The organism is Halosimplex pelagicum, from assembly GCF_013415905.1.
GTDB lineage: Archaea > Halobacteriota > Halobacteria > Halobacteriales > Haloarculaceae > Halosimplex > Halosimplex pelagicum.
Genome location: NZ_CP058909.1, coordinates 495,560 through 517,945, shown reverse-complemented (window position 1 = coordinate 517,945; position 22,386 = coordinate 495,560). Strand labels below are relative to the sequence as shown.

Here is a 22,386-nt window from a genome sequence, read left to right as displayed (position 1 = left end):
CGCCGACCGATCTGCTAAATAATAATAGAAGATTACATTTATGGCCATCCGTTCAGATCGAGCACATCAGTGTCTGAAACTGCTGTTTTATCGATTCTGATACTGTGGGGGATGCATTGAATACCGGGGGTGGGAGTCGTTCACACATGCCGCGACAGGTCGCAGTAGACACGGAGACGTACACGATCGAGATCGACGAGGACATCGACGCGATACTCCACACGTGGAACGAATTCGTGGCCGGTCAGGAGTTCCGCGACGGCTGTCACGAACTGCTGGACGTCATCGAGCGCAACGACAAGTCGAAACTCCTCGTCGATACGAGCGGGTTCCAGGCCCACGACGACGCGGACAAGGAGTGGCTCGAGGACGAGTGGATCCCCCAGAGCATCGAGGCTGGCATCGACTACAGCGTCTCGGTCACCGGCGACAGCGTCATCTCGGAGATGGAGATGGAGGAGTTCGTCGACCAGACCCAGCACCTCGACTACACGTTCGTGATGGCCGGCAGTTTAGACGAAGCCCGCGAGTGGCTCGACGAGCAGTAGTCCCACCGCACTCGCCGACAGTTCTTTCACGAACGGACGCTGCCACGACTACCTACCGGTAACCGGTCGGTGGATCGGCCGGTTCACGGCCCGAGAACGGGGTCCACCGCACCGTTTATTAACCCCCTCGCGGGCGAAGCGTCGTGTATGAGCACGACAGTGACCGCGTGCCCCGAGTGCGAGGGAAGCCTGCGAAGCGACGACAGCGAGACGGTCTGTGCCAGCTGCGGCCTGGTGGTCGCCGAGGACGAGATCGACCACGGGCCCGAGTGGCGCTCGTTCGAAGACGACGACACCAACCGCGAGCGCACGGGCGCCCCGCTCACCCGCTCGCGCCACGACCGGGGCCTCTCGACGGAGATCGGCCGCTCCACCCGACTCAAAGGTCGCAAGCGCCGTCGGATGGCCCGGCTGCGCCGCCAGCACAACCGCACGAAGGTCGGGTCGAAGGCCGAGCGCAACCAGGTGTACGGCTTCACGGAGATCCGACGGCTCGTCGGCTCGCTCGGGCTCTCGGACCACATCCGCGACCGGGCCTGTGTCCTCTTCGAGTCCGCCCAGGACGAGGACCTGCTCCGCGGGCGCTCGCTGGAGGGGTTCGCCGCCGCGACCGTCTACGCCACCTGCCGCACCACCGAGGTCTCCCGGACGATCGACGAGGTCGTCGCCGACGCCCGCGCGTCGAAGGCCGAACTCTCCGCCGCCTACGACGCGCTGAACCGCGAACTCGGGCTCCCCACGGGACCCATCGACCCCGCGGAGTACCTCGCGCGGTTCGCCAGCGAGCTGGACCTCCCGCAGGAGCTGGAGGGTCGCGCCCGGGAGCTGGTCGAACGCGCCCGGGAACTGGGCCACGTCGACGGCCGCAACCCGGCCGGCGTCGCCGCCGGCTGCCTCTACACCGCCGCCGACGAACGGACCTACCCGCTCACCCAGGCCGAGGCCGCCGACGCCGCCGACGTGACGCCCGTCACGCTGCGAGCGACCTACCAGGCGCTGACCGCGGATAACTGAGCGCCCGGCCGCGGCCGCCCCGCTGGTCTGCGAACGTATCGCATACCGCCGATCCTGTTAAATCACGGGGGTATCAACGGAGTGACCATATGGGTGTGAACGCGGAGGAGTCGGGTGAGCCGGTGCCGGGCGACGGTGTCGGCGACGACTCGCGGCATCCGGTGGTGTGGTTGTTCGACGAGTACGCGCGGCCCTACTGGAAGTCGTTCGTCGGCGGATTGACGCTGTCGACGGCGGAACAGTTCCCGTCGCGGCTCCAGACGGTGCTCATCGGCGTCGCCATCGACGCCGTGTTGCTCGGGAGCGGCCCCTTCCGGCTGCCGCTGGTGCCGGACGCCTGGTTGCCGACGGGACGGAGCGCGCAGCTGCGCTGGTCGCTCGCCCTGCTGTTCGGGAGCTTCGTGGCCGTCGCCGTCCTGAACTTCACGAGTCGGCGGGTGCTGGGTCGATTCACCCAGGCGTTCCAGCACGAGGTCCGGACGGAGGTGTTCGACACCGTCCAGCGGCTGGAGATGGACTACTTCGACAGCCACGACACCGGCGAGGTGATGAGCGTCCTCAACGACGACGTACAGGAGTTGCAGTCGCTCGTCGGCGGCGTCCTCGCCCGCGGGCTGTCGCTGGTGACCGTCGCCGTCGCCTCCTACGCCTACCTCCTGTGGCTCAACTGGCAACTGGCGGTCGTCCTCTCGTTCGTCCCGGTGGTCCTGTTCGGGATGAGCTACGGCTTCTCGCGGTGGATCGAGCCCAAACAGCTCGCCGTCCGCGAGCGCGTCGGCGACCTGAACAGCCGGCTGAACAACAACATCGACGGCGTCTCGGTCATCAAGGCGTTCGGCACCGAGTCGACCGAGCGCGAACGCGTCCGGGACGCCTCCCGTGACCACCGCGAGGCGCAGTGGGACGCCCACTGGGCCTCGGCGACGATGGACCCCGTCACTCGGGCGGTCTCCCAGCTGGCCCGCGTCGTCACGCTGGTGCTCGGCGGCGTCTGGGTCATCTCCGGCCCGCCGCTGTTTTTCACCGGCGCGCTCACGCCCGGCGCCCTGTACGTCTTCTATCGCTACGTCGGCTCGCTCATGGTGGCGATGCAGGGGGTCGCCGAGGTCGTCGACGCCTACCAGACCGGCAAGGCCGCCGCGACCCGCCTGCAGGGCGTCGTCGAACACGACAACGTCGTCGACCGCCCCGACGCCCGCGAGCTGACCGACCCCGACGGCGCCGTCGCCTACGACGACGTGACCTTCACCTACCCCAGCCGGGACGAACCGACGCTCTCGAACGTCTCCTTCGACGCCGCCCCCGGCGAGACGGTCGGGATCGTCGGTCCCACGGGCGCCGGCAAGTCCACCGTCCTCAAGTTGCTCCTGCGGTACTACGAGGCCGACCGGGGGACGATCCGCGTCGACGGGACGGACGTGCGCGACGTGACCGTCGAGAGCCTCCGCGAGTCGGTCGGCTACGTCAGTCAGGACCCGTTCCTGTTCTACGGCACGGTGCGGGAGAACGTCGCCTACGCCCGCCCGGAGGCCGACGACGAGGCGGTCGTCGAGGCGGCGAAGCTCGCGGGCGCCCACGAGTTCGTCGCCGACCTCCCCGACGGCTACGACACGATGGTCGGGGAACGCGGCGTGAAGCTCTCGGGCGGCCAGCGCCAGCGGGTCGCCATCGCCCGCGCCATCCTTCGCGACCCGGCGATCCTCGTCCTCGACGAGGCGACCAGCCACGTCGACAACGAGACGGAGGTCCTGATCCAGCGGACGCTGGAGGAACTCGCGGCCGACCGCACGACGTTCGTCGTCGCCCACCGGCTCTCGACGGTGCGCGACGCCGACCGCATCCTCGTCGTCGACGACGGCGAGATCGCCGAGCGCGGCACGCACGAGCAACTGCTGGAACGGGACGGCCTCTACGCCAACCTCTGGCACGTGCAGGTGGGCGACGTGACCGCGCTGCCCGACGCGTTCTTAGAGCGCGTCCGTCGAGGTGAGTCGGCGTGAGCGACGCGAATGCGACCGGCGGCGATCCCTACCGCGCCGACGCCGACTGGCCGGTGCTCGCGCTCCTGCGTGAGTACGGCCGCCCGCACCTCCCCTACGCGCTCGCCGGGCTGGTGCTCCGCCTGCTCTGGATGCTGCCCGGTCACGCCAGCCCCGCCATCGTCGGCTACATGTTCGACACCGTCTTCAGCGACACCACCCCGTTCGCGCTCCCGCTGGTCGGCCCCGGGCTAGTCCCCGAGACCCAGATCGGCCAGCTGTCCCTCCTCGTCGGTCTGATCCTCGCGATCTCGGTCGTCGGCCAGGCCGTCGAGTGGATCCGCTCGCTGCTGTGGGGGGTGTTCGCCTACCGGCTCCAGCACGACGTGCGCGTCGACGCCTACGACACCGTCCAGCGCCTGGAGATGGACTTTTTCGACGACCACCAGACCGGCGAGGTGATGAGCATCCTCAACAACGACGTCGACGCGATGGAGAACTTCTTCACGAGCACCATCGACGACGCGCTGACCGTCGTCACCCGCCTGACCGCCTACGCCGTCCTCATGGCGCTTCTGAACTGGCAGTTCGCCCTCGTCGCGCTCGCGGTCACGCCCGTCATCGTCGTCGCCAACTACGTCTTCTCGCGGTACATCGGCGAGATCTACGGCCGCGTCCGCGAGACGCAGGGCAAACTCAACGCCCAGCTGCGCGCCTCGATCAGCGGGATCTCGGTCGTGAAGGCCTACACCGCCGAACCGCACGAGCGCGAGCGGGTCGAACGGTCCTCGCGCAACGTGGTCGACGCCTTCCTCGACGCCATCGACCTGGGGTCGTACCACTACCCGATGATGCGCTTTCTGACCGGCGTCGCCGTGGCGCTGACCTTCGGCGTCGGCGCGTTCTGGGTCGTCGACGGCCCGCCCGGGCCGTTCACCGAGCCGCTGACGACCGGGGCGCTGGTCACCTACCTGATCTACGTCCAGCACCTCAGCTGGCCGCTCCAGGACGTGGCGAGCGTCGTCGAGAGCTATTCGAGCGCGAACGCCTCCGCCGAGCGCCTGCTGGGCGTGCGGACCGCCGCCCAGTCCGTCGAGGAGCGCGACGACGCGACCGAGCTGACCGACGTTCGCGGCCGCGTCGAGTACGACGGGGTGAGCTTCGCCTACCCCGAGAGCGAGCGCGACGACGCGCCGGACGCCGGTGGGGCGGCCGACGGCCCCGTCGTCGAGGACGTGACCTTCGACGTCGAACCCGGCGAGACCGTCGGCATCGTCGGCCCCACCGGCGCCGGCAAGTCGACGCTGCTCAAGTTGCTCGTCCGCTTCTACGACGTGGACGAGGGGGCGGTCCGCGTGGACGGCCGCGACGTGCGCGACCTCACCCTCGAGAGCCTCCGCGGCGCGGTCGGGTTCATCAGCCAGGACCCGTTCCTCTTCTCGGGGACGATCCACGAGAACGTCGCCTACGGCACACCCGAGGCGGACGGCGACGCCGTCCGCGCGGCGCTCGAACGCGCCGAGGCCGACGCGTTCGTCGCGGACCTGCCGGACGGCATCGACACGACCATCGGCGAACGAGGCGTGAAACTGTCGGGCGGCCAGCGCCAGCGGATCTGCCTCGCCCGCGTGATGCTCCACGACCCGGCGATCCTCGTCCTCGACGAGGCGACCAGCCACGTCGACAACGAGACCGAGGCGCTCATCCAGCGCTCCATCGAGTCGGTCGTCGCCGACCGCACCACGCTGGTCGTCGCGCACCGCCTCTCGACGGTCAAGGACGCCGACCGCATCGTCGTCCTCGACGACGGCGAGGTGGTCGAACAGGGATCCCACGAGGACCTGCTCGACCGCGACGGCCTCTACGCCACGCTCTGGCAGGTCCAGGTCGGCGACGTGCAGTCGCTGCCCGAGGCGTTCGTCGACCGGATCGAACGCCGCGCCGACACGCTCGACGACTGACCGGGCGAGACCGTTCGCGGTCACGCGACCGGTCCCCGATGCCGACACGCCCGCTCGCGGTCACGCGACCGGCCCCCGATGCCGACACGCCCGTTCGACGGTCTCGGCGAGGTCTGCGAAGGCGTCGGCGGCCGGCGAGTCCGGGCGGTGAATCCCCACCGGGACGCCGGCGGCCTGCGCGTCGGCGACCGCGGTCGATTCGGGGACCGTCGCGACGGGCCCCCCGAGTTCCCGGGCGACCAGCTCCGTCGGCGACGCTTCGCTCGCGCGGTTGAGGACGATGGCGGCCAGCCCCGCGTCGAGCTCGCGAGCGAGCGCGCGAGCGCGGAGCGCGTCGCCCAGCGCCGGCGGCGCGGGCTGGGTCACGAGGACGCAGGCCCCGGCGACGAGCAGGCCCAGTCCCACGTCGCCGCACATGCCCGCCGGGCAGTCGACGACGACGCGGCCGTACTCGTCGCGGACCGCCTCGACCGCCGCGACGAGTTCCGTCGGCTCGCAGGCTCTCGCGCCGGCCAGCGACCGCCCGCAGGGGAGCAGCGCGACCGGTCCGCCCTCGCTGACGGCCTCAACCGCGTCGGCCCGCCCGGCGAGCACGTCGTGCAGGTCCGGCCCCCGGTCGGTCGGTAGGTCCGCCATCGCCAGGTCCGCGTCGACGACGACCGCGTCCAGCTCCGCCCCGAGGTTGTACGCCACCGTCGACTTGCCGACGCCGCCCTTCCCGCCGACGACCGCGAGGATCATGGCCCCCCGCCGTCGACCCGCGTCTCGCGACCGTCGGACTCGCCGCCGCCGACCCGTTCGCCGGTTCGACCCGCGACCCGGCCGTAACGGCCGCTCTCACCCGCACGAGCGAGCAACGCGTCGATCCGGCCGCGAACCCGCCGTAACGCTCGCCGGTCCGCCGCGACGGCCGCCCCGAGACCCCCATCGGCGCTCGCCTCACCGTCCGTTCGTCCCGTTCCGACGGGAGCGGCGTCGAGTCGTTCGTCGACGTCGCGGAGCCACGCCCGAACGGCGCCCGGGACGACGAACCGTTCCGAGTCCGCGGTCGCATCGGCCGACTGCGTCGTGTCGTTCGCCGTCCGTGTCGGTCCACGCGCCGCTCCGCCCTCTCCTCCGGCCTCCCGTGCCGCGGCGGCTCCGTCCGACGGTTTCGGAGGGACGACTTCGGGGACGGGAACGCTGTCCCGCGGGACGACGGGGTCGCCCAGATCGCGGACGACGCCGGCCGGCGTCGACTCGACCGCGGGCGCCGGTTCCGTGGACCGGGAATCGGCCTCCTCGTCGGCTTCCGCCGCCGGGACCGTCGAGACGACCTCTGCCGGCGGATCCGCGGGCCGGGCGGGCGTCGCGTAGCCGACCGTCAGCCGCCCGTCGGCCGGGACCCGTCCGGCGAACGCGTCGCCGTCCCAGCCGGCCGCCGGCTGCCCGCGCCGTCGCGGCGGCCACACCGGGCCGTCCAGACGGTTCTCGACGCGTACCCGACAGGGGCGGTCGGCCGCGACGACGAGCGAGACGAGCGTCACTCCGTCGCTCCGTTCGCAACTCCACTCAAGCGTGACCATGGCGGCGCTGGTCGCCCGTTCCGATATAAACTCACGGACGCCTCCTGACCCTGTGTCCCCCCAGCGGAGCCCGCCGCGACCGCCGCCGCTCAGACCCGGATCACCGTCGCGTCGAGCCACTCGACGGCCGCCGCACCGCTCTCGAACCGGTCGCAGGCCACCACGACCGGCGCCCGGAACTCGGCGACCCGACCCACGGCGAGCGCCGCGGTGGCTCCCTCGACCGCGAACGGGTCGTCGACCGCGCCGGGACCGCCGGGCACCGTCGCCAGCGCCCGCTCGTACTCCTCGCGGATCCGATCGACGAGGTGTGCGCGGGCGCGCCGTTCGAGGTTCGCCTCTCGGTCTTGGAGTCGCCGCCGGCGCTCGCGGGCGTCGCGACTCTCGTGGGCCCGCCGTTCGGCCCGCTCGACGGCCTCCCGCGCGGCGGCCCGCTCGGTCTCGCGCTCGCTGAGTTCGCGGGTCGCCTCGGCCAGCTCGGCCTCCAGGTCGCTCACGTCTCGGTCCGCCTCGCGGCCGGCCTGGACGCGTCCGCGCAGCGCGGCCACCCGCTCGCGGATCCGGTCGACGGCGTCGTCGGTCCCCGCCAGCCGCTCCCTGGGCGCGTCCAGGTCCGGCGGCTCCGGGACGGTCAGCTCGGCCAGTTCTTCGCGCACGTCGGCGAGCGCCTCGTCCTGCGGCGCTTCTCCGCCCCGCGAGCGCGCCGCCGCGGCCAGCGCGGTCCGGACCCGAACGCACATCGACGGACGCACGAGTCCGACGTGGTCGTGGACCGCTCGCGGCCGCGGACAGTCGACGACCGGTCCGCTGTCACCGTCGCTGCCCGCGGCCACTTCGCCGTCGCCCGGGGGAGACTCCTCGCGGACCGCGGCGGCGACCCGATCCGGGTCGAATCCCCGGTCGCGCAGGTCCACGACCCGGGCGCTCGCGGACTCGTCGTTCGATTCCAGCGCGAGCCGTTCCCGTTCGCTCATAACTCGGCGTCGCGCATCCGGTCGGGATCGGGGTGGTCGCTCCCGTCGGCGAACGTCGCGTAGGGCAGCGCCGGCCGGTCGCGGCCCTCGTAGGCCGTCGCGGCCTCCCGAACCGACTCGTCGACGGCCTCGTACTCGTTGAACGGCCGCGTCCGCTCGACCTGCACGTCCCCCCCGTGTTTCGCCCGGAGCCGCAGCGCCTGGAACGCCGCGAACTCCGTCTCGGCCAGCAGCGCCACCCGCCCGAACCGCCGGACGACGACCTCCTCGTGGGTCCGGCAGATATTCCGGAGCGTCCCCCGCGCCGCCCGCGAATAGGTCACCACCAGTAGCACGGGCGGCGATTGTATCCTCTCCCGACATAAAGTTATCGAACGAACAGAACGAACGGGTGTCAGGAGTTACTGTAGGAGGTGGCGTTTGCGGGTCTCGGGACCGTCGTCGCCGAACTCGACGACGGCGTCGAACAGCGAGGCGATGCTGTCGACGGTCGTGCGGTCGTGAGCGGTCGGGTCGATGTGGAAGTGCGCCCGCGCGTCGGCGGCGTACAGCTGGCCGGTGATCGCGTGGAGGAACTCGTAGGCGGTCTCCACGTCGACGTACTGGAGCAACGCCGTCAGGGAGTCGAAGCAGACGACCGGCGGCGTCTCCCACCCCGAGAGCAACTCGCCGATCGTGATCCCCAGCCCCGTCAGGTCGCTCGGCGAGGAGACGTGCTCGACGGTGACGCCGTCGGGCCGACTCCCCGGCGATTCGCCGACGACGACGACCGCCGCTTCGGCCGGCCGCTCGTCGGTCTCGGCGACCCACTGGTCGACGCAGTCGGTCGCGTCGCTCCGGAAGGTCACCCACAGCGCGGTCGCGCCCGCCGGGTTCGACGGGATCAGCAGGTCGGTACAGGCCTCGGCCTCGCCGCCGCTCATCGACGGCGCGCACAGCAGGACGTTCCGGGCGTCGGCCAGTTCTGAGTGCAGGTCGGTCATCCCAGTGTCTGTTCAGCCGACCTAGCCGCGGCGCGCTCAAAGTCCTTCCGTTCCGGGGGTTGCAGGGCGTTCCCGGCGGTTGCGCCCGTCACTCCCCGTCGAATCGCTCGACGGCGAACGGACCGGGCCGGTCGACCAGTTCGCGGACCCGCTCGCGGGCCCCCTGTTTCGACCCCGCCAGCACGACCGTCCCGTCGACCGCCGGGTTCCCGTTCTCGCTCCCACTCCCGGCCTCCTCGGCGCTCTCGACCCGGTAGGCCGCAAGGTCGCCCTCGAACTCCGTCGCGTACGTCCGCAGCGTCCCCCGCACTTCGCGCTCCAGTTCCGACAGGTCCACCTCGCCGTCCTCGAACCGGCGGAGCGCGTCCTCGACGTTGCGAAGCGCGGAGATACGGTCCATGGTCGGTCACGTGGTCCGGAGGTAGTCCGTGCGGGGCTCGTACACCTCGCCTTTCTGTTTGAGCTGTTCGATCTCGTGTTCGGCCTTGGCCTGGTCCATGCCGATCTCCTCGGCGCGGTCGGCGACCACGTCCACCGGCGCCCCCTCGTCGTACTCGTCTTCGAGATCCTCGATGAGTTGCTTGATGTTCTTGATGCGGTCGCGCTGGCTCTTGGTCGTCCCGGCCTCGATCATGTCGGCGTCGAGTTCGCCCGTCTCCGGGTCGACGCCCACGTCTTCCATACAGGAGCGGACGATCTCGATGACGCGCTGGGAGTCCTCGGCGGTCACCTTGTCCGACAGCCGGACCCGCGCGGAGGCCTCGGCCAGCCGCACCGTCGCCTCCAACTTCCGCGCGGTGACCGGCACCGCCGCGTCCTCGTCGGCGCCCTGGGTCCGCAGGTCGACGTAGAAGTCCTCGATCTCCTCGCGGGCCGCCTCGGTCATCGTCGGGTAGCAGTTGCGCTTCGCGTAGGCGATGTACTTGCGCAGCAGTTCCGGCTCGATCGTCGGCGCCACGTCGTCCGTGACGTTCTCGACCTCCTCGTCGCTGAAGTTCGAGGAGTTCGACTCCACGCGGTGGGTGTGCAGCTCCCCCGCGTAGTTCGTCCGCAGGATGTGGTCGGCCAGGTTCCGGTCTTTCTCCTCGTTGGGCTGGTCCGTGACCGTGAAGATCAGGTCGAACCGCGAGATCAGCGCCGGTTCGAGGTCGATCTGCTCGCTGATCGGCTCGTACTGGTCGAAGCGACCGTACTTCGGGTTGGCCGCGCCGAGGAGCGAACATCGCGACTTGAGCGTCGCGTTGATCCCGGCCTTCGAGACGCTGATCTCCTGCTGTTCGAGCGCCTGGTGCATCGCCGAGCGGTCGTCGGCGGCCATCTTGTCCAGTTCGTCGACCGCCGCGATACCCTGGTCCGCGAGGACCAGCGCGCCCGCTTCGAGCGTCCACTGCTGGCCGTCGCCGAAGTCGTCTCTGACGGCGGCCGCGGTGAGCCCGGCGGAGGACGACCCCTTCCCCGAGGTGTAGACAGAGCGCGGGGCGATATTTTTAATATATGATAGCATCTGGGAGTTGTGCGAAACCACGCCGTTCGACACATAGTTGTGCGTCCCCTCGATTTCGAGGTCGTACACCCACTCGTCGTCCGGTTCGATGGGATCGATCGACTCGATGCGATCCCATCCAACGTCGCCATTGACCAGCGCCCCGAGCGCTTCGATGTCTTGTCTGAGCGCGGCGAGGCCCCCGCCGTCTGTGGATGCCTTGGCTGTCGAGTTACTGGTCGAATCTAGCTCATCGAGTCTCGACTCGAACGCCTGGACGACCGCCGAAAGACTCTCGCGACTGGGGTTTCTCCGTCCGCGCTCGTAGTGCTGGTACGTCGACCGCGGGATCCCGCATTCGTGCTGGGTCAGTTCCAGCGCTTCTCGGATCCGCTTGAGTTCCGCACCGATCTCGGGTATCACGTCGAGGTTCGGATTACTCGAGTGGTCGTCGTACTTCGCGCAAGCTTCGGATTTCCGTTCGGTGACGAACCCGACGCGCTGGACGTACTTCGCGAACGATTCGCCGGAGATTCTGAGTCGGTAGCTTCCGTTCTCTCGCGGCTGTAACTGGGACGGAATTCCGAGAGAGAGTAGCAGCGTACGGATGTCCTCCAAGAGTCGCTTGCTCATCGAAGCGACGGTGATCTCTCGCTGTGACGCCGAAACGTGCGCTTCGCCCTCGATGTATCCTTTGAGGAACGCGGCTTTGACCTCTTTCGTCGCTCGCATCAGCGGCTGTGGCACGCGCCGCTGTGCAGAGGGTTCGAGCAGCGTTTCGTCCAACTGTCGGAGGAAACTCACGAACTCGCCGGCAGAACATATCAACTCCCTGTCGTCCTTCCCGTCGTGCGAGGATCGTTCGGTTACGTTCAGGTTGAGGGCGTCGAGAACGGCAGCGGCGTCGTCGAGGACCTCTCGGTCGTTGTTCGTTATCGAGACGAATCCCGTGTTATCGGACCGCTGCTCGACGTATCCCTCGGCGACGATATAGCCGACGAGCCGCGAGAGGGCCGGCGTCCACTTGTCGGGGAGATTGAGGTCGATCCGGTTGTGTGCGCGCGATTCCCGGAAGTCGATATCGAGTTCCGTCTGGCCTTCGACCGGAAGCCGGCGCGGAACGGCGACGAAGTCTCTCTCCTCGAGATTCTCGGCTCTCACCGCTTCGAACCGACCGCCGGACTGAACGAACAGTGGGTGCGACGGGGTTACGTCGAGTTCGCGACCGGTCGACGTGCGTACGCGATACATCTGTTCCGGCGCCTCGCGTTTCCAGACCTTGGTCGCCGGCTGGGGGACGAAACCCCCGTCATCTTGCAGTGACGGGACCTCGAAGTCGACGGAATCCCAGACGCCGTCGTCGACGGGTTTCGGATCATCGAGGTTTTCCTCGACGAGCTCCCGGATCGGGACCTCCGACCCATCGGCCAATGTCACGCGAGTATCGCCTGCGACGCACTTCCCCGTACCAGGGTCACCGATCAGGAGCATGTGCAGGTCGCCACGGATCCGCGACTCGTCGGGGAGATGTTTGGTCACACCGGAGAACAACTGGAGGATCATCGAGAGCTTCTCGCGCTCGTAGCCGTAGATGGAGGGGGCGATGGCGCCGACCATCTCGTCGTAGATGTTCTCGCGGCCGGAGAGCTCGATGATCTCCTGTTTGTCCTCCTCGGTGATGTCCATCTCCTCGAACTGCTCGTCCTCGATCTCGACCGAGAAGCCGTCCATGTACGTGTCGAACATGGGCGACTGGTCCTGGTCGCTGCCCTGCTGGTCGAGTTTGAGGACGCCCGAGACGCGGACGTGGTCGCCGGCGGTCACTTCGCCGGTGATGTCGTCCTCGATGTTCACGTCGATGCTCTGGGGCGTCTCGCCGCCGCGCAGCCCCTCGGGGGACTCCTGGACGCGGATCTTCTGGGCGTCGATGAACTCCGACTGGTCGAAGTTGACGCGGAACGGACCCTGTCGTTCACAGCCCTGACACTCGTGGGGCTCCTGGAAGTCACCGGTCTGCTGAGGGATGCGCGTGAGGGTGCCACAGCGCTGGCACTCGAAGGCGGCCTGCGTGATCTTGGGTTTGACGTCCGTGGCCTTGCGGACGACACCCTGAATGGAGATGAGCTGGCCGCGGTGGTCGGCGCGGATCTCGCGGATGTCCGTCGAGTCGGGGAGGTTGTGGACGCGGACGTGGGCCTGCCCGAGCTTCACGTCGACGGGGAGGTCGTAGAGTCGGAGGGCTTCCTCGGCGTAGTCGCGCAGCTCCTCGGGATGGGAGCGCACGTCGTCGGCCAGGTCCGGGTCGAAGCGGTAGATGTCCCCCCAGTCGAGATACAGCGACTTCTGCTCGGTCGGGTACTTCTGGGCGAGCTCGCCGATCTCGTTGCGGTAGTAGTCCCGATAGAGTTCCTCGAAGGAGTCTATCAGTTCGGTGTTCTCGGCGCGCGCCATTGGGTGAACCCAGCTTACCCTTCCCTCGGGTAAGAAGGTTCGCAAACCGGAGCGGAAGTGAACCTCCCGGCCGGCGAGGCGTCGTGAGCCGGCGCGGTGCTCACCAGCTGATCTCGTAGGTACACCGGTCGGCGCCGTCGGTCCGGCAAGCGCCGACCTCGCGGACGCAGACGAAGCCGTCGGCGTGGGCGACGGCGGCCCCTTCGACGATGCCGCGGTCGAACGCGCAGGGGTAGGGCGTCCGGCACTCGACGCGGCCGTCCTCGTCGCCGATCTGACGGAACGCGTAGCCCCCGGGGTCGCCGCCGCGGTGGCCGGCGCGACACACGTCGTCGAGCGCCGCCAATGCCCCCGGGACGCTCCCGGCGTCGTCCGGGAACGACACCGCCCGGGCGATGCGCTGGCCGAGCGCGTGGACGGCCTGGTCACCGACGATGTCGTGGATGTCCGCCACGGCGTCGACGTAGCCCGCGAGCGCGTACCATTCGCCGGGCTCGGCGCCGGTGAGGTCTGCCTCCTCGAGTACGGTCAGTGCCGACTCCTGCGAGTCGGCCGAGAACTTCTCCACGCCGGCGGCGACCGCCCGAACCCACTCCCCAGTCACCTCGATCCCGGCAATGGGTCGGTCGCCGCGTGCGGGGTTCATGCTCCTAGCGAGACCCTCGCACCTAAAATGCACACGGCCAAACCAGTTAGGAGCGCGGACCGCCCGCGGATCCCGGAGAGAGGGAGATACTAGGGGTACGGTCGCCCTCGCTGTCCGCCCCGTGGCCGAGCGCCCCTCGGCCACTCGATCCTCCGGCGTGCTACGCCGTCAATGGTAACCCTCAACATCGGGGGTTTTGATCGTTCGTTGGAGTTCTCGGACCCGTTTCACGCTGTGATAACGCTCCAGCGTACTTTTGTGTGTAAATCTCTGATGACAACACGATGTCGGGTCAAGGGCAATCCAAAGACGAAGAAACGTGTCCGGACTGTTCGGCCGAACTCGTCCAAGACGGGCCGAAAAAGTACTACTGTACCACCTGCGGCTACTCGCGCAACGACAGAGTCTGAACGCGGTCGGTGGACCCGTCTCTGCCGGGTCGCGGGTTCGCGTTCAGTGGGGCCAGCGGTTCTCGAATTCGTACTCCTTGGCCCAGTTGATCGACGGCATCTCGGTGTCGGGATCGTCGACTCTGAGCGAGATCGACGTGTCGAACTCGTCGGGATCGACGAGATACGCCTGGCTCGTCTCCGCACAGTACACGAGAAACCAGTCGATGCTGTCCCTGTCCGTGCTCGAATTGGGGTGAAACCGAATTCGGCCGTCCTCGACCCATCCCGTCTCGACGCCGAGCCGAACGACCGTCTCCGCTGTGTCCACGAGGAGGTCGTACTCCGAGATCGTCACCGCTCTCGCGAAGTCGACATCGCGCTGACGGAGGTACTCGCTGACCCGTTCGACGGTAGGGCGGTCGTCCGCCGTCGCCGATCCATCGGGTCTGGGCGGCCACCGCTCCTCGAACCGATACTCCTCGGCCCAGTGTATCGTCTCGTGTGACTGCTCGGGGTCGTCGACCCGGAGTTGCATCCCCGTCCCGAACTCCGACTCGCCGATCAGATACATCGAATCGAGATCGGGCACGTAGACGACGAAGTAGTCCACGTCCCCCTCGTAGTTCGTGTAGGTGTTCCCGGTCGAATTCGTGTGCTGGGACTTCCCGTGGAACTCGATCGTCCCGTCCCGGATCCACCCCGTCTTGATCTGCACTCGCAACAGCCGGTCGTCGGGCGTCGCGACGACGATATCGTACCGTTCGTTGTCCCCGAACGGTATCGACACCGAGAGGCATCGGCGCTTCAGCTCCGCGATCACCGCTGCTTCGGTCGCGTCACCTCGCTCGTGCGATTTCATTCGGACGGCGATCCGTCGCGATCCTATTTGTTCCTACGTAGCGGTGAGGATTCGGTGGCTCCGAGCGCTACCGACGCCGCCGGAGAAATGGGATCGCCCAGATTTGAACTGGGGGTACAGCGTCCCAAACGCTGAAGGTTACCAAGCTACCCCACGATCCCGCGTGCTACTATCAGTGCGACGCAGGGTAAAGCGTTTCGTTGCGTAGCGCTTCGTTCCCGTCGTATCGCCGTCTGATCCGCGAAACCCCCTCACAACCCCCAGAACGCGTAGATACCGAGCGTCGTGACGGCGGCGAAGATGAGCTGGAGCGGCGTCCCCACCTTGAGGTAGTCGGAGAAGCGGTAGCCGCCGGGGCCGTAGACGAAGAGGTTGGTCTGGTAGCCGACGGGGGTCATGAAGGCCGTCGAGGCGGCGAAGGTGACGGCGAGGATAAAGGAGAAGGTGTTCACGCCCAGCTGGCGGGCGGCCTCGACGGCGACGGGGATCATGAGGACGACGCTGGCGTTGTTGCTGATGATGTTGGTCAGCAGGGCGGTGACGAGGTACATCAGGGCGAGGACGCCCAGCGGCGGGAGCAGCGTCGCCGACTGGACGACGAGGTCGGCGATGAGGTCGGCGCCGCCGGTGTTCTCCAGGGCGATGCCCAGCGGGATGACGCCGGCGAGCAGGAAGATCACGTCCCACTGGACGGCATCGTACACCTCCGTCGACTTGAGACAGCCGGTGAGGACCATCAGGAGTGCGCCGGTCAGCGCGGCGACAACGATGGGGAGGAGGCCGACCGCGGCGGCGCCGACGACGGCGCCGACGATGCCGATGGCGACGGGGATCTTCGAGCGGCGGTAGTCGGGGCGGTCGATCACCCCCGCGACGATGAAGTCGCGGTTGGCGTCGAGCCGTTCGATGCTGTCGGGCGTGCCCTGGATCAGCAGGGTGTCGCCGACGCGGAGACGCACGTGGTCCATCCGCTGGCGGAACAGCTCCGGGCCGCGCCGCAGCGCGAGGACGGTCGCGTCGTAGCGCTGGCGGAAGTTCGCCGAGGCGAGCGACTCGCCGACGAGGCTCGACCCGGGCGCGACCACCACTTCGACGAGGTTCTCCCGCTCGTTGGCCTGTTCGAGTTCGGCCTCGTCGACGTCGACCTCGGGGAGGAGATCGAGGCCCTCGGCGTCGGAGAGCTCGACGAGCGTGTCGCGGTCGGTCCGGACGGCGAACACGTCGCCGGCGCGGATCGCCTTCGGGTCGAGCGGTTCGGTGAACGTCCGGTCGCCGCGGATCAGCTGGACCACGTCCACGTCGAACTCGGTGTCCCGGAGCGCGCTGCGAACGGTCTCGCCGACCATCGGCGAGTCCTCGCGGACGACCACCTCGGTGAGGTACTCGCCCATCTCGAACTCCGCGGTGAGGTCCTCGGCGACCGGGATCCGTTCGGGCGTCAGCCAGCGGCCGACCGTCAGCAGGTACGCCGCGCCGACGATCGAGACGACGACCCCCAGCTGCGTGAACTCGAACATCGTGAACGTGCGGCCGATGAGCCGCCCCGACAGCTCGGAGGCGAGGATGTTCGTCGAGGTGCCGATCAGCGTGAGCATGCCGCCGAACATCGAGGCGTAGGAGAGGGGGATGAGCAGTTTCGATGGGGAGGTCTTGCCCTCGTGGGCCAGGTCGGTGACCATCGGCAGGAGGATGGCGACGGCGGCGGTGTTGTTGATGAACCCGGAGATGGGGCTGACGACGCCGATGATGGCGCCCAACTGGCGGGACTCGCTGTCGCGGGTGACGGCGGCGATCTTCGACCCGAGGATCTGGACGACGCCGGTCCGCTGGACGCCATCCGAGAGGACGAACATAGCCAACACCGTCAGCGTCGCCGAACTCGCGAATCCGGAGAGACCGTTGTCGGTGGCCGATAGGCCCTCGGCGGGGTCGCTCAACACGACCAGCGGGTCGGCGAGCAGGCCCAGGTCGGCGGCCGTCGCCGACAGCGGTTCGACGAGCAACAGGGCGACGAGGACGCCGATGGCGGTGATGTCGACGGGGACGGGCTCGGTGGCGAAGAGGATCAGCGCCGCGACGATGACGAGGAAGACGAAGGTCGCGCCGGCGGTGATCCCGAATGGCACGTCCGCACAGAAGCGGGGGCGCCGGAAAAAGGCCACTCATCGCCCGTGCGGCGCGAGCGGCAGCCGTGCCGGTCGCTGGGGGTTACCGGACGCGACCGGCGATCCGTCGTGGCGCGCGACCGAGACGCCCGACGCGCGAGCCGAGCAACAGCGCGGAGCCGAGTACCGCACCGGCGCCGACCGCGGGGTGGGAGCCGGCCGCCGAGCGCCCGGTCGCCGTGGCGGCCCGGGCGGAGCCGACCGCCGTCGCGGCCGTGTCGCGGGCGTGCCACGCGTAGGTCTTCGCGAACTCGACGGGCGTCGTGACGGTCCCCTGGGCGGTCGCGTCGCCCGCGCGGATCCCCGCCAGCACGTCCGCGGCCGTCATCGTCGTCCAGCCGACACCCTCGGGGAGCGTGACGCTCGTGAACGCCCGCCCGATCAGGCCCGGCCGGTGGGCGTCGCTGCCGCCGACCGTCGGGTACCCCTCGCTCGCCGCGAAGGTTCGAGCGCGCCGGTTTCCGTAGCCGGTGACCGCGACGGCGTTCAGCGTCTCCACGCCGTCGAGTTCGCAGTCGGCCATCGCCGCTCGGCGGACGCCGTGGCGGCTGACCTGGAAGGGGTGGGGGACGACCGCGACGCCGCCGGCCGACCGGACCGTCTCGACCGTCTCGGCGAACGACCGGTCGGGCGCGGGCGCCCGGTCGACGCCGAGCGCGAGGAGGTGACCCTCGGCCGTGGAGACCTCGACGCCCGGCACCACGAGCAGGTCCGTCCCCGCGGCGGCGGCGACCGCGCGGGCCGCGCCGTCGACGGCGTCGTGGTCGGTGATAGCGACCGCGTCGAGGCCGGCGGCAAGCGCCGCGTCGACGACGCGTTCCGGCGCCGTCGAACAGTCGTAGGAGGCGTCGGTGTGGACGTGGGCGTCGAGGGTGATCGTTCGGGTCGGGTCGGGTCCGGTACCGGCAGTCATTGCCTATTCCAGGCTATCGACCGGGATAAGTCTTGGGCGCGCTCGTGCGCCGAGCTATCACGGAGTACGGTCGCCTTACCGCGTTCGGTACCGCTCCGGTCGGGGCCTTACCGCTCGTCGTCGCGCAGCTCCATCGTCCCGACGATCTCGTAGGGGTCCGACCCCTTCCGGATGCCGTCGAGCAGCAGGAACGCGTCGTCGGGCGAGAGGAAGTGGGAGGTGACCGCCCGGCCCATCGGCGTCGGTTCCAGCCCGTCGATGAACTCGTACTCCAGGAGTTTGCCGACGGCGTGCGTGGTCGGCACCTCGCCGATCATCCGCTCGTTGAGCCGCTTGGCGTGTTTCCCGCCGACGGTGACGTTGGCGAGCGTCTCCTCGACGGCCGCGCCCTCGTCGTAGCGGGTGATCACGGGGTCCATCTCGCCTTTCAGTAGCTTGAACGCCACCTCGTCCTCGCTCATCTCCTGGCTGTTGTGGTAATTGCCGTCGGGCTCGACGAGGACGTACACCGTCCCCTTGTCGTGGTAGTCCGGCCGACCCGCGCGGCCGAGCATCTGGTGGAACTCCTGGACGGTGAGCCACTCGATGCCCATCGCCAGCGAGTCGAAGACGACCTGCGAGGCGGGGAAGTCGACGCCCGCCGCGAGCGCCGCCGTGGTCACGACCGCGGCCAGGTCCTGGTCGGCGAACATCCCTTCGACCTTCTTGCGCCGGCGGTGGTCCAGCCCGGCGTGGTAGGGGGCCGAGTCGTACTCTAGCTTCCGGGAGATCTCGTGACACCGCCGCCGGGAGTTGGTGAAGATGATCGTCTGGCCGCGGTACCCCTTGCTCGATTTCGTGTCGAAGGCGCGCCTGACGAGCTTGTTCTCGATCTGCATCTTCTCGCGGCCGTCCGCGAAGGTGACGTGGCGCTCGATGGGCACCGGCCGCTCCTCGAACTCGATGAGCTGGGCCCGGAGCTGCTCGGCCAGCTGGCCGGGGTTGCCGACCGTCGCCGAGAGGTAGATCCACTGGGTGCCGTCGGTGCTGTGGTTGTCCGAGCGCTCGCCGCAGTAGTACTTGAGCCGGGAGATCAGCCCGTCGAGGCGGTGGCCCCGCTCGTCCTCGCCGAGTGTGTGGACCTCGTCGATGACGACCGTGCCGATATTACCGAGGTCCTTCCCCGTGCGTAGCGCGTGGTCGATGCCCTCGTAGGTGCCGACGATCACGTCGGCGCCGGGGTCGAAGCGGCCGCCGCCGTCGTTGATGCGGCTGGCGCCCACGCGCAGGGACACGTCGACCATGTCGCCGTAGCGCTCCTCGAAGGACTCGTGTTTCTGGTTGGCCAGCGCGACGAGCGGGACGAGAAAGAGCATCTTCCCCTTGTCGTTCAGGACGCGGTCGAGGCCGGCCATCTCGCCGATGAGCGTCTTCCCCGTCGCCGTCGCGGACACGACCAGCTGGTCCCGGCCCTCCGTGGCGCCGTTCTCGACGGCGAGGCTCTGGACCGGAAGCAGCGTGTCGAACCGCCCCTCCAGGTGGTTCTGGATGCCGGGGTGGAGATCCAGCGAGTCGACGGGGACGGGGTCGACCTCGTCGACGGTCGCCGAGATCTCGTCGAACTTCGTGAGGTCGGGGTCCAGGTCGCCCTTCAGGAGATTGGACACGCGTTCGAGGTCCTGGACCTCGGTGAGCAGGTCGTAGAGCCGGTCGCGGGCGCCGGCGGTGATCTCGCCCTTGTAGGCGAGTTCGCGGTCGAGTTCGGCCTTCGCGCAGTCGGGGCAGATGTACTCCCCGTCGGCCGCGATGGCCGTCTCGGAGGTGACCGGCGAGTACTGCCCCTCCGAGGCGCAGTAGCGACAGGTGCGGACGGCCTTCGCTTCGAGCTGGTAGGCGTCGAGCAGCTCCTGGAGCCGCCCCCGGGTCGCCTTCGAGGTCTGCTCGGAGATGCGGATGCGCGAGGCCGAGCGGGCGAGTTCGACGAACAGGTCGGGCGGGCGGGGCTCCTCGCTGGCGCCCTGTTTCACGCGGAGCCGCGCCGGTCGCGGCCCGGCGTCGGTCTCCTTGAGTTCCAGTATCGCGTGCAGGCGCCGCTCCCCGTCCTTGACCACGGCGACGCGCACGTCGTCGCCGTACTCGTGGAGGAACAGCGTCCCGACCTCGCCGACCTGCTGTGACACGGTCCTCTGTCCGTCCGGCAGGTATTTGAGCCGTTCGGACTGTGACGACCCGACGCCGCGCCGCCGACGGTCGCGACCGCCGGACGGCTCTCCGTTCAAGAACGGTGGACTCGCGTTGCCTCGCCGTGGTCCGGTCGCGCTCGCCGCACGGGACGGGGAGAGGGAGAGCGCGCGGTGTCGACCTAGTCGTCGAGGAAGTCCGGTTCGAGCCGTTTCTCCTCGCGCTCGGCGCGGAGGTGCTCGCGGAACGCATCGGGGTCCACGTCGCGGGCCTCGCGCTCGGCGCGGTCCCGGACGGAGACGGTGCCGGCCTCCTCCTCGTCGGGGCCGACGATGAGCATGTAGGGGACGTTCTCGTCGTGGGCGGCGCGGATCTTCCGCTGGAGCGTGTCGTCGCCGTCGGCGACGGTCGCGCGGAAGCCGCTCTCCTCGAAGTCGTTGCGCAGGCGGTGGGCGTAGCCCAGCACCTCCTCGTTCAGCGGGAGGACCCGGACCTGCTCGGGCGCGAGCCACAGCGGGAACCGCCCGGCGAAGTGCTCGATCATGACGGCCATGAACCGCTCGAACGTTCCGAGGAGGGCGCGGTGGATCATCACCGGCGTGTGCTCCTCGTTGTCCTCGCCGACGTAGACCAGGTCGAACCGGTCGGGCTGGACGAAGTCCAGCTGGACGGTGCCGACGGTCCACTCGCGGCCGATGGCGTCCTCGGCGTCGGCGGCGATCTTCGGGCCGTAGAAGGCGCCCTCGCCGGCCTCGACCTCGTAGCCCTCGCCCAGCGCGTCGAGGGAACTCCGGAGGTCGCTCTCGGCGCGCTCCCAGAGGGCGTCGTCGCCGAACGAGTCGTCGGGCTGGGTTTCGAGCTTGAAGGTCACGTCGAGGCCGAAGTCCGCGAGCACCTCGTCGATCACTTCGAGCGTGCGGGTGACCTCGCCCTGGATCTGGTCACGGGTGACGAAGGCGTGGCCGTCGTCCTGGGTGAACCCGCGGACCCGAAGCATGCCCGAGAGTTCGCCGGAGCGCTCGTTACGGTAGCAGGTGCCGAACTCGCAGTACCGTTTGGGCAGCTCGCGATAGGAGCGTCGTTCGCGCTGGTAGAGGTGGACGTGGTTGGCGCAGTTCATGGGCTTGAGGCCGTACTCGTCGGCGTCGTCGCCCTCGGTGCGGGCGCTGGCCTGGTCCCAGTGGAACATCTCGTCCTCCTCGCAGAAGTGCTCGTAGTGGCCCGAGGTCTTCCAGAGGTCGACCTTGTTGAGTTCGGGCGTCCACACCTCCTCGTAGCCGAGTTCGTCGTTCTTCGCGCGGATGTAGTCCTCCAGTTCGCGCCGGATCGCCATCCCGTCGGGGTGGAAGTGGACGCAGCCCGGCGAGTGCTCGGGGATGGAGAAGAGGTTCATCTCGCGGCCGATGCGGCGGTGGTCGCGGCGCTCGGCCTCCTCCTTGCGCTCCCAGTAGTCCTCCAGGTCGGACTCGGAGCCGAAGGCGGTGCCGTAGACGCGGGTGAGCCGCGGCTCGTCCTCGTCGCCGCGCCAGTTGGTCGCGGCGATCTCCCGGAGGTCGACGGCGCCGATCTCGCCCGTCGATGCGACGTGCGGGCCGGCACACAGATCCGAAAAGTCCCCCTGGCCGTAGAAGGAGACGGTCTCGATGTCGTCGTCGGCGCCGCGGTCGCCGGCCGCGAGGTCCTCGAGGATCTCCTCCTTGTAGGGGTCGCCGGCGACGCGGTCGCGGGCCTCGTCGAGCGGGACCTCCTCGCGCTCGATGTCGAGGTCGTCGTCGACGATGGCCTCCATCTCGGCGACCAGGTCGTCGAAGTCGCCCTCGTCGACGTCCACGTCGTCGAAGTCGTAGTAGAAGCCCTCCTCGGTCGGCGGGCCGGTGGCCAGTTTGGCGTCGGGATACTCCCGCAGGATCGCCTGGGCGAGGACGTGGGCGGCGGAGTGGCGCATCACCTGCAGGTACTCGTCGGCCGAGGGGGTGACGATCTCCACGCGTGCGCCGTCGTAGACCGGCTCCTCCTTGGCGACGAGTTCGCCGTCGAGCTTGCCGGCGACGGTGTCGGAGCCGAGACCCGGACCGATCTCGTAGGCCACGTCTTCGACTGTGGCGCCCGACGGAACGTCGAGCGTGCTTCCATCGGGCAGTTCCACCGTGATCGAGGATTCCTGCTGTGACATGTCATCTGCCTCCACCGCGCCACGCGTCGCTGTCGGACAGCGAACGACGAGCGCGAGAACATGACAGTGACTGGTTATGGGGCGCGGAGCCCGCCTGTAAAGCAGTCACCTGCCATCTTG

At 68.9% G+C, this 22,386-nt stretch carries 17 protein-coding genes and 1 tRNA gene; 4 read left to right on the top strand and 14 right to left on the bottom strand.

All coding sequences use genetic code 11. The features are described from left to right. Nucleotides 1–146 precede the first annotated feature (146 nt). The 4 genes from HZS54_RS02605 to HZS54_RS02590 all read left to right on the top strand — a co-directional run bounded on the left by HZS54_RS02605 (nt 147) and on the right by HZS54_RS02590 (nt 5,502). Entirely contained in the window at nt 147–548 is a 402-nt protein-coding gene (locus HZS54_RS02605; RefSeq protein ID WP_179920414.1) for a hypothetical protein, read from the top strand. Between the two features lie 147 nt (nt 549–695). Beyond that, a complete protein-coding gene (locus tag HZS54_RS02600; protein ID WP_179920413.1) occupies nt 696–1,562 on the top strand; it encodes a transcription initiation factor IIB in 867 nt (288 codons plus the stop codon). 89 nt (nt 1,563–1,651) lie between these two features. After that, nucleotides 1,652–3,562, top strand: a complete 1,911-nt coding sequence (locus tag HZS54_RS02595) for an ABC transporter ATP-binding protein (RefSeq protein WP_179920412.1) — start codon at nt 1,652–1,654, stop codon at nt 3,560–3,562. Further along, nucleotides 3,559–5,502 carry an ABC transporter ATP-binding protein gene (locus HZS54_RS02590; RefSeq protein WP_218927115.1) on the top strand — a complete coding sequence of 648 codons (1,944 nt, stop codon included), beginning with the start codon at nt 3,559–3,561 and terminating at the stop codon, nt 5,500–5,502. Before HZS54_RS02595 ends, HZS54_RS02590 begins: the two co-directional genes overlap by 4 nt. A gap of 60 nt (nt 5,503–5,562) precedes the next feature. Here HZS54_RS02590 and HZS54_RS02585 read toward each other — a convergent pair whose 3' ends face one another. The 14 genes from HZS54_RS02585 to thrS all read right to left on the bottom strand — a co-directional run bounded on the left by HZS54_RS02585 (nt 5,563) and on the right by thrS (nt 22,266). After that, entirely contained in the window at nt 5,563–6,243 is a 681-nt protein-coding gene (locus HZS54_RS02585) for a nucleotide-binding protein (protein WP_179920411.1), read from the bottom strand. Continuing rightward, nucleotides 6,240–7,067 (bottom strand): DUF7857 domain-containing protein, encoded by an 828-nt coding sequence (locus HZS54_RS02580; RefSeq protein WP_179920410.1) that lies wholly within the window; start codon nt 7,065–7,067, stop codon nt 6,240–6,242. Before HZS54_RS02580 ends, HZS54_RS02585 begins: the two co-directional genes overlap by 4 nt. A gap of 89 nt (nt 7,068–7,156) precedes the next feature. Continuing rightward, a complete protein-coding gene (locus tag HZS54_RS02575) occupies nt 7,157–8,041 on the bottom strand; it encodes a DUF7856 family protein (protein WP_246391756.1) in 885 nt (294 codons plus the stop codon). Further along, nucleotides 8,038–8,376, bottom strand: a complete 339-nt coding sequence (locus HZS54_RS02570) for a DUF7855 family protein (protein ID WP_179920409.1) — start codon at nt 8,374–8,376, stop codon at nt 8,038–8,040. The genes HZS54_RS02575 and HZS54_RS02570 overlap by 4 nt, the downstream gene beginning before the upstream one ends. 66 nt (nt 8,377–8,442) lie before the next feature. Next, a complete protein-coding gene (locus HZS54_RS02565; protein ID WP_179920408.1) occupies nt 8,443–9,024 on the bottom strand; it encodes a DUF7504 family protein in 582 nt (193 codons plus the stop codon). Nucleotides 9,025–9,112: 88 nt separating this feature from the next. Beyond that, nucleotides 9,113–9,424, bottom strand: a complete 312-nt coding sequence (locus HZS54_RS02560) for a DUF7854 family protein (protein ID WP_179920407.1) — start codon at nt 9,422–9,424, stop codon at nt 9,113–9,115. Between the two features lie 6 nt (nt 9,425–9,430). Continuing rightward, on the bottom strand, nt 9,431–12,958 hold the full coding sequence (locus HZS54_RS02555; protein WP_179920406.1) for an LAGLIDADG family homing endonuclease: 3,528 nt from the start codon (nt 12,956–12,958) through the stop codon (nt 9,431–9,433). A gap of 100 nt (nt 12,959–13,058) precedes the next feature. Further along, the gene (locus tag HZS54_RS02550; protein ID WP_179920405.1) at nt 13,059–13,604 is read right to left on the bottom strand and encodes a hypothetical protein; all 546 of its coding nucleotides are present in this window, start codon (nt 13,602–13,604) and stop codon (nt 13,059–13,061) included. 453 nt (nt 13,605–14,057) lie between these two features. Beyond that, on the bottom strand, nt 14,058–14,855 hold the full coding sequence (locus HZS54_RS02545; RefSeq protein ID WP_179920404.1) for a group I intron-associated PD-(D/E)XK endonuclease: 798 nt from the start codon (nt 14,853–14,855) through the stop codon (nt 14,058–14,060). Nucleotides 14,856–14,943: 88 nt separating this feature from the next. Then, a tRNA-Pro gene (locus tag HZS54_RS02540) sits at nt 14,944–15,016 on the bottom strand. Between the two features lie 90 nt (nt 15,017–15,106). Next, nucleotides 15,107–16,981: an SLC13 family permease gene (locus HZS54_RS02535; protein WP_179920403.1), complete on the bottom strand. Its 1,875-nt coding sequence runs from the start codon at nt 16,979–16,981 to the stop codon at nt 15,107–15,109. Nucleotides 16,982–17,063: 82 nt separating this feature from the next. Beyond that, nucleotides 17,064–17,933, bottom strand: coding sequence for a CehA/McbA family metallohydrolase (locus HZS54_RS02530; protein ID WP_179920402.1), 870 nt, complete (start codon nt 17,931–17,933; stop codon nt 17,064–17,066). 107 nt (nt 17,934–18,040) lie between these two features. Continuing rightward, entirely contained in the window at nt 18,041–20,092 is a 2,052-nt protein-coding gene (locus HZS54_RS02525; protein ID WP_179920401.1) for a DEAD/DEAH box helicase, read from the bottom strand. A 182-nt stretch (nt 20,093–20,274) separates the two neighbouring features. Further along, nucleotides 20,275–22,266: a threonine--tRNA ligase gene (gene thrS / locus HZS54_RS02520; RefSeq protein ID WP_179920400.1), complete on the bottom strand. Its 1,992-nt coding sequence runs from the start codon at nt 22,264–22,266 to the stop codon at nt 20,275–20,277. Between the last annotated feature and the right edge of the window lie 120 nt (nt 22,267–22,386).

Excerpts from the sequence above, each read along its gene's own strand:
- HZS54_RS02605 (WP_179920414.1), top strand. The coding sequence starts at position 147 with ATGCCGCGACAGGTCGCAGTAGACACGGAGACGTACACGATCGAGATC.
- HZS54_RS02600 (WP_179920413.1), top strand. The coding sequence starts at position 696 with ATGAGCACGACAGTGACCGCGTGCCCCGAGTGCGAGGGAAGCCTGCGA.
- HZS54_RS02595 (WP_179920412.1), top strand. The coding sequence starts at position 1,652 with ATGGGTGTGAACGCGGAGGAGTCGGGTGAGCCGGTGCCGGGCGACGGT.
- HZS54_RS02585 (WP_179920411.1), bottom strand. The coding sequence starts at position 6,243 with ATGATCCTCGCGGTCGTCGGCGGGAAGGGCGGCGTCGGCAAGTCGACG.
- HZS54_RS02580 (WP_179920410.1), bottom strand. The coding sequence starts at position 7,067 with ATGGTCACGCTTGAGTGGAGTTGCGAACGGAGCGACGGAGTGACGCTC.
- HZS54_RS02575 (WP_246391756.1), bottom strand. The coding sequence starts at position 8,041 with ATGAGCGAACGGGAACGGCTCGCGCTGGAATCGAACGACGAGTCCGCG.
- HZS54_RS02565 (WP_179920408.1), bottom strand. The coding sequence starts at position 9,024 with ATGACCGACCTGCACTCAGAACTGGCCGACGCCCGGAACGTCCTGCTG.
- HZS54_RS02560 (WP_179920407.1), bottom strand. The coding sequence starts at position 9,424 with ATGGACCGTATCTCCGCGCTTCGCAACGTCGAGGACGCGCTCCGCCGG.
- HZS54_RS02555 (WP_179920406.1), bottom strand. The coding sequence starts at position 12,958 with ATGGCGCGCGCCGAGAACACCGAACTGATAGACTCCTTCGAGGAACTC.
- HZS54_RS02550 (WP_179920405.1), bottom strand. The coding sequence starts at position 13,604 with ATGAACCCCGCACGCGGCGACCGACCCATTGCCGGGATCGAGGTGACT.
- HZS54_RS02545 (WP_179920404.1), bottom strand. The coding sequence starts at position 14,855 with ATGAAATCGCACGAGCGAGGTGACGCGACCGAAGCAGCGGTGATCGCG.
- HZS54_RS02530 (WP_179920402.1), bottom strand. The coding sequence starts at position 17,933 with ATGACTGCCGGTACCGGACCCGACCCGACCCGAACGATCACCCTCGAC.
- thrS (WP_179920400.1), bottom strand. The coding sequence starts at position 22,266 with ATGTCACAGCAGGAATCCTCGATCACGGTGGAACTGCCCGATGGAAGC.